This is a genomic window from Cellulomonas avistercoris (assembly GCF_014836445.1).
Taxonomy (GTDB): domain Bacteria; phylum Actinomycetota; class Actinomycetes; order Actinomycetales; family Cellulomonadaceae; genus Cellulomonas; species Cellulomonas avistercoris.
In genome coordinates this window covers 351,476-362,483 of record NZ_JACSQV010000002.1, presented here as the reverse complement: position 1 = coordinate 362,483, position 11,008 = coordinate 351,476, and the positions used below count along the sequence as shown (strand labels likewise).

The window sequence follows — 11,008 nt, the reverse complement described above, 5'->3', positions numbered from 1 at the left end:
TCCCCGACGCGCGGGCGCCTCGTCCGACGGCTCGACGGGCTCGTCCGACGGCGGCACCGGTACCGGTCCCGTCGCCTCGGCCTCGGCCATCGCGCGGCGCCCGGAGGGCAGCGCGATGCCGGCGACGACGACCAGCATGAGCGCGACGCCCGCGGCGACGAGCAGCGACTCGACGCTGTACCGGTCGGCCAACGGCCCGAACACCGCCATCCCCACGGGCATCGCCACGGCCATGACGATGCCCACGAACCCGAACACGCGGCCCAGCCGCTCGGGGTCCACCTTCTCCTGCAGCACGGTCATGGTGGGCGTGGAGAAGAACGGCACGCCCAGGCCGATGAGGAACATGAAGCCGAAGAACACCCACATGTTCGTCGACAGGCCCAGGCCCACGTTGAGCACGGCGAACAGCCCGGTGGTGATGACGACCATGTGCACGCGGTTGCGCAGGCCTCCCCACCACGCGACGACGACGCCGCCCAGGGTCATGCCGATGCTGAAGGCCAGCTCGTTGACCGTCAGCTTCCACACCTCGTCGCCGAACGAGCGCACCACCATGAGCGGCGTGAGGAACGACGGCGCGACGATGAGCACGAACACCAGGCCCCACATGGCGAGGATCCACCGCACGAACGGCGTCCTGGCGACGTACCGGACGCCGTCGGTGAGGTCCGCGAGGTAGCCGCGCACGCCCGCCTGCTGGTCGGCGCGCTGCAGGCGCGGCACGGGCACGAGCAGCAGCAGCCCGATGCCGATGAGCGCGGTCACGACGTCGACGAAGAAGATGGCCTCGATCGAGGCCCACGCGTACAGGCCCGCGGCCAGGGCCGGCGCGACGAGCATCATGGCCGACTGGATGGTGCCGTTGATGCCGTTGACGCGCATGAGCTTGTCGGGCGGGACGATCTGGGGGAGCAGGGCGCCGACGGCGGGCGTCTGGATGCCGGCCCCGGCCGACCGGATCGCGGCGGCCAGGTAGAGGATCCACAGGTCGTCGTAGCCGGACAGCATGAGGATCGCGAGCGCCAGCGTGGTGGCGGCGATCGACGCGTCGGCGCCGATGACGAGCGCGCGGCGGTTCAGCCGGTCGGCCCACACGCCGCCGAAGACGGAGACGACCGCCTGCGGCAGGAAGCCGACGACCGCGTAGACGGCCATGACCGTCCCGGAGCCCGTCTCGAGCGTGAGGTGCCACAGGATCGCGTACTGCACGAGCATCGAGCCGAGCAGCGAGAACGTCTGGCCCGTGAGGAACACGGTGACGTCGCGCCGCCAGCGGGTGGGTGCGGTGGGGGTGGTCATGGCGGCCTCGGGGTGGTGGGTGCAGGAAGTCGTCCTGGGACTAGACCGGGCGTGGCGGCCGGACTCATCGGGACCACCCCATGCTCGTGCCGACGGTGGCTCGCGGTCACGCCGATTGCCGGCCCGCACGCACGCGTCGGGCCCCGCCGAGGGCCCCGGGCGCCCGCCCAGTAGCCGCCCGACTACGGCGATGGTCGCCGGCGCCGGGTGTCGTCGCAGGTCAGCGCGTCGGCGCTACCTACTCAGGTCCCGTCGGGCCGGCACTACGTGGCCGGTGCCCCGGCAGTGTCCTGGGTGTCGGAAGCAACCGCCCCGGCACCACGGACACGAAGGGCCCGAGCCATGAACGCGACCACGACCTCCACGACCACCACCCACCGCGGCGCCGTCAAGGGTGCCGTCGCCGCCGCTGCCGGCGTCGCCGTCCTGCTCGGCGGCATGGGCACCTTCGCGCTCTGGAACGCCGACGGCGCGCTGGGCGAGGGCAGCCTGCAGACCGGTTCGCTCACCGCCGAGTTCGGCGACATCACGTGGAACGACGTGACGCCGGGCCACGAGAACGTCATCGGGGACCTCGACGGCTTCCAGATGGTCCCGGGCGACGTCATCGTCGGGACCTCCACGATCGCGGTCGTCGCCGAGGGCGAGAACCTCGTCGTCGTCCCGCAGGTCGTCGGGCCGGCCGGCCTGCCGATCGACACGCTGTCGGACAGCATCACGGTCGACGTCACCCTCGACGGGGTGCCCGCGGACGGGTTCCGTCCCGGCACGACGTCCGTCGACGCCACCGTGACGATCGCGTTCGACGAGTCGGCGACCGGCGAGATGGGCCTCGGCTTCGACCTCGGCGCCACGAGCATCAACCTGCAGCAGGTCGCGCCGTCGGCCTGAGCCCGGCTGCGACCCCCACGACCGCCGCCGGCGGCAGGCCCGTTCCCCCCCGACGCGCGCCTGCCGTCGGCGGCTCCACCGCCCGACCTCTGCACCACTTCCCCCGACCCAGGAGCTGAGCACCGTGCGACACCACGTCCGTCCCCTGCGCCCGCTGCGCGCCGCGCTGCTCGCGGTGGTCGCCGCTGCGGCGGTCGTCCTGGCGCTGCCCGGCACGGCGACGTACGCGGCGTGGCGCGCGCAGGCGCCGCTCGACGGCGCCCTGGCCAGCGGGGCCCTCGCGATCGACGCGATCGGCGCGGGGACGTGGCAGCACGAGTCGGGCGCGGCGTTCGACCCCGCGACCGGGCGGCTCGAGCCCGGCCGGGCGGTCCTCTACCGCACGGTCGTCGACGTCACCGCGACGGGTGAGAACCTGCGCGCGACGCTGCGCACCGACGTCGCCGCCTCCCTGCCGGCCGATCTCGCGGGCCGCGTGACCTTCACGTCGGACGACGTCGTGGTCGCCGGCTCGGCCACGCCGCAGCGCGTGCCCGTCACGGTGCGGGTCGCCGCTGCGTCGAGCCTGCCGTCCGGCGACCGCTCCTTCTCGCTGCGCCTGGACCTGCAGCTCACCAACGGGCACGGCTGGCGCGACACGGCGTCGCGCGACCTCGGCACGCTCACGACCCGCGGGCCGGCCGCCGCCGGTGGCCTGCTGCGGATGAGCTACGACCTGACCAAGGGCGCCGACCGCACGGTCGTCCTCTACGTCGACGACGTCGACGCGACGGTCCAGTGGGTCGAGGGCGCGGCCACCGTGCGCCTCGTCCCGGGCAGGAACGTGCACACCTACCCGCCGGGCACCGTGCAGGCGAGCGTCCTCGTCAACGGGCGCGTCGGCAGCCTGGGGTCCCCGGCGCAGACCGTCGCGGACATGCAGGAGCTCGTGCAGGTGCTGAACTGGCAGGAGGGTGTCGGGACCGTCGACGCGTCGTACGCCTTCCACAACGCGACCAACCTGCTGCGGGTCGACGGCATCCCGTCGACGCTGCGGACCACGGACCACATGTTCTCGAACGCGCGCTCGCTCAAGCAGGACTTCCCCGGCCCCGCCTTCGCAAACGTCGAGTCGATGTCCCACATGTTCGCCGGAGCCACGTCCTTCAACGGCTACGTCGGCGCCTGGAACACCGCCAAGGTGCGGGACATGTCGGGGATGTTCCAGGGCGCGACCGCGTTCAACTCCTGGATCGGCGGCTGGAACACCTCGAACGTCGAGGACATGACCGACATGTTCCGCGGTGCCCGGGCGATGGCCCAGAGCGTGGCCGGCTGGGACGTCGGCCGGGTGACCGCGTGGGACGGCTTCAACGCCGACGCCCCGAACCTCACGACCTCCCTCATCCCCGCGAAGTTCCGCCCCGCGGCGGCCGCGGACGACGCGCTCGACGCCCTGGTGGTCGGCGACGACACCGCGCCTCCTGCGCCGCAGGACGAGGCGGGTGACGGGCCGGCCGGCGACGAGGCCATGACGGACGACGAGTCCCTGACGGACGGCGAGCCCGTGACCGACGACGCCATCCACGACGCCACCGACGACCCGGCCGCGGCCGACGTCACCACGCTCCCGGAGCCCCACGGGGGCCCCGACGCCGACACCGCCGACGCGACCCCTGCGGTCGCGCTCCGCGAGGAGGAGAAGGACCGATGACCGTCACCGCACCCGCCCCGCGCGTCACGGCACGCCCCGAGAGCCGGTGGCGCGTGGCCGCCCGCAGCGTCGGCGTCGGCCTCGGCTACGGCGTGCTGGGCGTGGTCCTGCTGGTCGCCGCCGTCACGATCCTGGTCCCGCGCCTGGCGGGGGCGGTGCCGCTGACGGTGCTGTCCGGCTCGATGGAGCCGACGCTGCCCGTCGGGTCCCTCGTGGTCGTCCGGCCCGTGGACCCGGCCGACGTCCGGATCGGCGACGTCGTCACCTACCTGCCGCACCCCGAGGACCCCACGGCGGTCACGCACCGCGTCACGGGCATCACGCACCGCACCGACGGTGGCGTCACGTTCACGACGCAGGGCGACGCCAACGGCGCACCGGACCTGCCGGTGCAGGACTTCCAGGTGCGCGCGCGCGTCTGGTACGTCGTGCACCACCTCGGGCACGTCAACTCGGCGGTCAACGTCGACGACCGGCACGTCGGGGTCGTCCTGGTGGCCGCGGGGTTCTTCGTCTGGGCGGCGAGCCTCTGGTACCGCGCGGGACGCAGCCGCCGGGCGGCGGGCGCGGCGGCCGCGTCACCCCTCGACGAGCACGGTCTCCTCGAGCGTCCCGAGCAGGGCCCGGTCCGACACCCCTAGCTTCTGCATGGCCCGGTACAGGTGGCTCTCGACCGTGCGGACGGACAGGTAGAGGCGGGAGGCGATCTGCCGGTTGCTGAGGCCCTCGCGGGCCAGCACCGCGATCTCCGCCTCCCGTCCCGTCAGCGGCGCCGCTCGTACCTGCGGGCGGCCCACCGCCGCGGCGAGGGCCGCACCGGCGACCGCCCGCACCTGCTCCTCGGTGAGCTCGCCCCGTCCTTCCTGCGCGGCGCGGCGCCGGGCCACGTCGAGCGCGACGTGCACGAGCGGCCCGGGGACGCGCATCATCGCCACGGCCCCCAGCACCTCGGCGCTCGTCCCGAGCGCGATCGCGCGGTGCAGGTGGACCAAGGGCCGCACGATCGTGAGCCGGGTCCGCGCGCACAGCTCCTCGAGCCGGGCCAGCCGGTCGCGGGTCAGCTCCAGGGGAGCGAACGCCCAGCACATCGCCGCTCCCGCGAGCCGCCCCGCAGCGAGCTGCTCCTCGCCGGCGGCCCACAGCGGCTCGCCGTCGGGCGGCTCGGTCCCGCCCGCCCGGAAGTACGCGACCTCCGTGGTCGCCCACGGCACGGCGAAGTCGAGCGCCGGCAGGTACGGGCGGGGGGTCGCCCGCAGCTCGTCGAGCAGCGCGGCCGCGAGATCGGCCTCGCCGTGCCGGGCCCGGAGCGTGGCCGCGAGCGCGAGGATGCGCTCGTCGTACGGGCTCTGGACGGGACCGCACCGCCCGGTCTGCAGCACGACGCTCAGCGTCCGGCGTGCGCCGTCATGGTCCCCCTGGACGAACAGGCCCGTCGCGAGGCCGCGTGCCGCCAGCCGCACCCCGAGCATGCTGAGGTCGTCGTACGCCGCGCTGAGCCGCTCGCGCGACCAGGCGATCGCGTCGTCGACCTGCCCGGCCAGCAGCAGGGCGTCGCCGCGGAGCGCGTCGAGCTGGTGGCCGATCGCGTGCTGACGCCGCGAGCCGCTCCAGCCGTCCAGCAGCTCGAGCGCACGGTCCGGCGCCCCCGTCTCGACGGCCGCCTGCACCTGCAGGACGAGCACGAAGTCGCGCAGCGGTGCGGGCACGCGCGCGCCCTCGAGGTCGGCGACGCCCACGGTCGAGGGCTCGAGGGCGTAGAGGCGCTCGAGCGCGTCGAGGACCCTGTCCTCCAGGTCGGGCAGCACGAGCCGGCCCGTGGGGCCGGGGTCGTGCGACATCCCGTCGCGCAGCGTGCCGCCCGTCGCGGCCGCCCACTGACCGCGCAGCAGCACGTACGAGCCGAGGTCGTCGGGGTCGTCGTCGGGGGAGGGGACGGTGCCCTGGAGGATCTCGTCCACGTCGATCGACGTGAAGTTGTCGAGCAGCCGCAGCCGCAGGAGCGAGAGGGCGTTCACCAGGTCGCGCTTCTCGAGCCACGTCCGGTAGCGCTGGGACGCCTGGGTGCGCACGGACTCGGTGAGGATGGCGACCTGCTGGGAGGCCGGGCCGGACGACGTGTCCTGGCCGGCGACGTCGACGCCCGCGGGCAGGGCGAGCGCGGGCGGGGGCAGCACGCCCGTCCCGAGGGTCCCGTCCGCCAGTGCCCGCAGGTCGGCGTCCGCGCGGGGCGACAGCCGCAGCCGGAGCACCTGCCCGAGCGCCGGCGGGCTCACGGTGACCGTCGGCTCGCGGCCGCCCTCGTGGACGACGACGCGTCCCGCGGCGTCGAGCGCCGCGAGGGTCTCCGCACCGACCAGACGACGCGCGGTGGCCAGGTCGACCAGGCCGAACCAGGCCAGGACGTCCAGGCCGCGGCGCGCCGTCTGCGGCAGGTCGGCGAGCAGGCCGAGGGCGACGGCGTCCGCGCGGACCGTGTCGAGCGCGCCGGTCTGCGCCCACCGGCCGTGCACGCGGGCGACGACGCCGGCGTCCACGGCCGCCCGGACGAGCGCGAGCGCGACCCGCGGGTTGCCCCCGGAGCGTCCCGCGACGACGGACGCGAGGTTCCCCTCGACCTGACCGCCGAGGCGGTCCGCGAGGAGGGCGGACGTCGCGCTGACGCCCAGGGGCCCGATCCGCACGACGGCGGCCTCCCGCGCGAGGTCGGGGGCGGCGGTGTCGAGGTCGGTCCCCGACGGTGCCGCGAGGACCAGGCGCACCCGGCTCGCGTGGCGTCGCGCGACCGCGGCGACCACGGCCGTCGACGCGTCGTCGAGCAGGTGGGCGTCGTCGACGAGGACGACCGCGGGACCGGTGCCGACGGCCTCCGCGAGGACGGACGTGGCCTCGGGGAGCCCCCACCGCGCCCCGCCGCGCGGACGCAGCGTCGGGTGGGTCGAGAACGCGGCGAGCGGGAGGTCGCGCGCGCCGCGGCTGCCCGCGAGGGTGACGACGGAGGTCCCGGTGCCGCGCAGGCGCTCCGCGAGCACGGCCAGGAGCGTCGTGCGCCCGGAGCCGACGTCCCCCACGAGCAGCACGTCCGCGTCCGCGCGGAGGTGCCGTGCCGCGGCGTCGAGCGCGTGCTCGTGGAGCACCACCGTGCCGGACCGCTGCGGGGTCTCGCTCATACCCCAGGATGGCGCGGTCGGACGGTTCGCGCCCGGATGCCCCGCCGTGCACCGTGACAGAGAGGTGAGACCGGGCACAGGACACGCCGGGAAACACGCTGATCGCGTGCTTCGCGGCGGAATGCCCCGGCTGCCCGCCTGGATTCACCAGGTGTGGGGAACTACCGTTGCGCAAGTGACTGAGAACCGTGCCAACAGCAACGCGCCGGTGACGGCCCCGCAGCACTCCGTCGAGGGCTTCGTCAAGGAGTTCCTCCGCGAGCTGCACTACGGGCAGGGCGTCACGATGGAGCGCGCCAGCGTCAACGACCAGTACCTCGCACTCGCCCGCACCGTCCGTGAGTACCTCATGGCGCGCTGGCTCGAGACGGTGCGCCGCCAGCGCGACGCCCAGGCCAAGTCGGTGGCGTACCTGTCGGCGGAGTACCTGCTCGGGCGTCAGCTCGACAACGCGCTCCTGGCGACCGACATGGCCGAGATCGTCGAGGAGGGGCTCGCCTCCCTCGGCATCGAGCTGGCCACGCTGCGCGAGCAGGAGGTCGAGCCCGGGCTCGGCAACGGCGGCCTCGGGCGCCTCGCCGCGTGCTTCGTCGACTCCCTGGCGACGATGAGCGTCCCGTGCATCGGCTACGGCATCCGCTACGAGTACGGGATCTTCCGCCAGACGTTCGTCGACGGCTTCCAGGTCGAGAAGGCCGACTCGTGGCTGACCCTCGGGGCGCCGTGGGAGTTCCCGCACCCGGAGTCGGCGGTGACCGTGCACTTCGGCGGGTCGACCGAGCGGTACACGGACGACGACGGGGTCGAGCGCAGCCGCTGGGTCCCGGAGTGGGACGTGCGGGGCGTGCCCTACAACTACATGGTCCCGGGCTACCAGAACGGCCGCGTGAACACGCTGCGGCTGTGGAGCGCGCAGGCCACCGAGGCGTTCGACCTCGCGATCTTCAACTCCGGCGAGTACGTCGAGGCCGTGCGCTCGCAGACCTTCGCGGAGAACATCTCCAAGGTGCTCTACCCCGAGGACTCGACGCCCCAGGGCAAGGAGCTGCGTCTGCAGCAGCAGTACTTCTTCGTCGCGTGCTCCATCCGCGACTTCGTCGAGAACGTGCTGCCCGCCGACTTTGACCTGCACGACCTGCCCGAGCGCATCATCTTCCAGCTCAACGACACCCACCCGGTGATCGCGGTGCCGGAGCTCATGCGCATCCTGGTCGACGAGCGGAAGTGGGACTGGGACGAGGCCTGGGCCGTCACGCAGAAGTGCTTCGCGTACACGTGCCACACGCTGCTGCCCGAGGCGCTCGAGGTCTGGCCCGTCGCGCTGCTGGGCAAGCTGCTGCCGCGCCACCTCGAGATCATCTACCGCATCAACGACGACTTCCTCGCGGAGGTCGCGCAGCGGTACCCCGGTGACGAGCTGCGCCTGCGGCGCATGTCGATCATCGCCGAGCACCCCGAGCGCTCGGTGCGCATGGCGTTCCTCGCCACGATCGCGGGCTCGAAGGTCAACGGCGTCGCCGAGCTGCACTCGCAGCTGCTGCGCGACAAGGTCCTGCCGGACTTCTCGGAGTACTGGCCGGACAAGTTCACCAACGTGACCAACGGCGTCACGCCGCGCCGGTTCGTCCGCCTGGCCAACCCCGCGCTGTCGGACCTCATCACGGACGCGATCGGCCCCGGCTGGATCACCGACCTGGGACGGCTGCGGGAGATGGAGCCGCTGGCCGACGACCAGGAGTTCCGCGAGAAGTTCCGTGCCGTCAAGGCGCACAACAAGCACCGGCTCAGCGCGCTGCTGGAGCGCCGCGACGGCATCACGCTCCGCGAGGACGCGATGCTCGACGTCATGGTCAAGCGCCTGCACGAGTACAAGCGCCAGACCCTCAAGGTGCTGCACATCGTGTCGCTCTACGAGCGCATCGTCAGCGGCGAGCTGGACCCCACGACGATCCCGCCGCGCGTGTTCGCGTTCGGTGCCAAGGCGGCGCCCGGCTACAAGATGGCCAAGCAGACGATCGCCCTCATCAACCACGTGGGCAGCGTCGTGAACGCCGACCCGCGGGTCAAGGGCGCGCTCACGGTCGTCTTCCCGCCCAACTACAACGTCACGCTGGCCGAGACGCTGATCCCCGCGGCCGACCTCTCGGAGCAGATCTCGCTGGCCGGCAAGGAGGCGTCGGGCACGGGCAACATGAAGTTCGCGCTCAACGGTGCGCTCACCATCGGCACCGACGACGGCGCCAACGTCGAGATCCGCGAGCTCGTCGGCGACGAGAACTTCTTCCTGTTCGGCCTGATCGAGCCGGAGGTCGACGCGCTCGTCACGGCCGGCTACCGGCCGGCGGACTTCTACGAGCAGAACGCGACGCTGCGGCGCGCGATCGACCTCATCGCGTCGGGTGCGTTCGCCGGGGGTGACCGCACGGTCTTCGAGCCGATCGTGTCCAACCTCCTGCACGAGGACCGGTTCCTCGTCCTGGCGGACTTCCAGGCGTACCTCGACGCACAGGACCGGGTCGACGCGGCCTACCGGGACACCGAGGCGTGGACCCGCTCGGCGATCCTCAACGTCGCGCGCTCCGGGTTCTTCTCCTCCGACCGGGCGATGTGGGACTACATCGACCGCATCTGGCACTCGAAGCCCGTCGTCTCGCGCTGAGCCGTCCGGCCGCGCCCGGCCCCGTCACCCGCGACGTCGTCGTGGGCGGCGGGGCCGCTGCGTGTCCACAGGGACCTCACCGGTGGGTCACAGGAGAAGTTCACTCTTGCGCGCAGACCGGTTCCTCCCGGATGGGCGTTACGGGCGCATTCTGACGGATGACCTGCATCGACGCGTGACCGTAGCCTTCGGACGAGCAGTGAGACACGCCACTCGTCCGCCCTCCGGGCGGACAACGAAGGAGCCGCATCGTGACCCCGAACCCCCTCCGGAGAGCGGCCGCCGTCGTCGCGCTCTCGGTCCTCGCCTTCAGCGGCACCGCCGTCGCGGCCCAGGCCGTCGCGGACGAGCCGAGCCCGTCCCCGACCGTCACCGCGGAGCCCACGGCCGAGCCGACGGCCGAGCCCACCGCGGAGCCGACGGCCGAGCCCACCGCGGAGCCCACGGCCGAGCCGACCGCCGAGCCGACGGCCGAGCCCACCGCGGAGCCCACGGCCGAGCCCACGGCCGAGCCGACAGCCGGTGTGGTGCCGGTCCCCGCGGTCAAGGTCACGCCGCCGACGTGCAAGGGCCTCATCGTCCAGCCCGACGCCAGCATCACCATCACGCCGGCGCCGTCCGTCGACTGGATCCTGCTCAACCACAGCTCGCTCTACGCCCTGAGCGAGGAGGACGTCGTCCTGCAGGCCGAGGACCTCGGCGCAGCCGGCACGGCCACGGGCGTCGCGCCCGGCGAGTACTTCCTCTTCGCGTACACCGAGGAGGGCCAGTTCGGTGACCTCGGCGAGTGGACCCAGGTCCCCGACGACGACATCATCGGGCGCTCCGTCGTCGTGACCGGCACCTGCCCGTCCGACGTCGAGCTGACGGACGGCACCAAGGGTGGCTTCACGAGCCCGGCGAACATCGCCCAGGGCGGCACGCTCGTCCTGTCCGGCCTGCCGGCCGGTGCGGTCCTGCGCGGCTACCTGTTCTCGGTGCCCACGGACCTCGGTGTCGCGACGGTCGCCGCTGACGGCACGCTGCGCCTGACGGTCCCCGCGTCCGTCGCCGCCGGCACGCACCGCGTCGCGCTGTACCGCGCCGACGGCACGCTCCTCGGCTGGCAGTACGTCGAGGTCCTCGCCGCGGGCGGTGCCGGGCAGCTCGCCGTCACCGGTCTCGACACCCGGGCGGGCGTCCTCGGCGGCGTCCTGCTCGTCGCCGCCGGTGGCGCGCTCGTCCTGGCGCGCCGTCGCCTCGCGAGCTGACCCAGCAGCACCCTCACCGACGCCCGGCCGGTCATCTCACGGTGAC

7 protein-coding genes are annotated in these 11,008 nt (G+C 73.5%); 5 read left to right on the top strand and 2 right to left on the bottom strand.

Going from position 1 to position 11,008, the window contains the following annotated elements; translation table 11 throughout:
- Positions 1 to 1,302: MFS transporter (locus tag H9657_RS03915; protein ID WP_191780779.1), on the bottom strand; the 1,302-nt coding region annotated here is incomplete at its 3' end.
- Between the two features lie 342 nt (positions 1,303 to 1,644).
- Between H9657_RS03915 and H9657_RS03910 the strand changes: the two genes are divergently transcribed.
- The 3 genes from H9657_RS03910 (at position 1,645) to H9657_RS03900 (ending at position 4,527) form a co-directional block, all read left to right on the top strand.
- The gene (locus H9657_RS03910; RefSeq protein ID WP_191780510.1) at positions 1,645 to 2,193 is read left to right on the top strand and encodes an alternate-type signal peptide domain-containing protein; all 549 of its coding nucleotides are present in this window, start codon (positions 1,645 to 1,647) and stop codon (positions 2,191 to 2,193) included.
- 124 nt (positions 2,194 to 2,317) lie between these two features.
- Complete coding sequence (locus H9657_RS19540; protein ID WP_191780508.1) at positions 2,318 to 3,886, top strand: BspA family leucine-rich repeat surface protein; 1,569 nt, start codon at positions 2,318 to 2,320, stop codon at positions 3,884 to 3,886.
- Positions 3,883 to 4,527 carry a signal peptidase I gene (locus tag H9657_RS03900; RefSeq protein ID WP_191780506.1) on the top strand — a complete coding sequence of 215 codons (645 nt, stop codon included), beginning with the start codon at positions 3,883 to 3,885 and terminating at the stop codon, positions 4,525 to 4,527. The genes H9657_RS19540 and H9657_RS03900 overlap by 4 nt, the downstream gene beginning before the upstream one ends.
- Here the strand turns inward: H9657_RS03900 and H9657_RS03895 are convergent.
- Complete coding sequence (locus H9657_RS03895; RefSeq protein ID WP_191780504.1) at positions 4,465 to 7,053, bottom strand: LuxR C-terminal-related transcriptional regulator; 2,589 nt, start codon at positions 7,051 to 7,053, stop codon at positions 4,465 to 4,467. The two genes, H9657_RS03900 and H9657_RS03895, sit on opposite strands and share 63 nt — an antisense overlap.
- A 175-nt stretch (positions 7,054 to 7,228) precedes the next feature.
- Between H9657_RS03895 and H9657_RS03890 the strand changes: the two genes are divergently transcribed.
- Positions 7,229 to 9,712 carry a glycogen/starch/alpha-glucan phosphorylase gene (locus tag H9657_RS03890; protein WP_191780502.1) on the top strand — a complete coding sequence of 828 codons (2,484 nt, stop codon included), beginning with the start codon at positions 7,229 to 7,231 and terminating at the stop codon, positions 9,710 to 9,712.
- Positions 9,713 to 9,963: 251 nt separating this feature from the next.
- On the top strand, positions 9,964 to 10,962 hold the full coding sequence (locus H9657_RS03885) for a PT domain-containing protein (protein WP_191780500.1): 999 nt from the start codon (positions 9,964 to 9,966) through the stop codon (positions 10,960 to 10,962).
- The last annotated feature ends 46 nt before the right edge of the window (positions 10,963 to 11,008 follow it).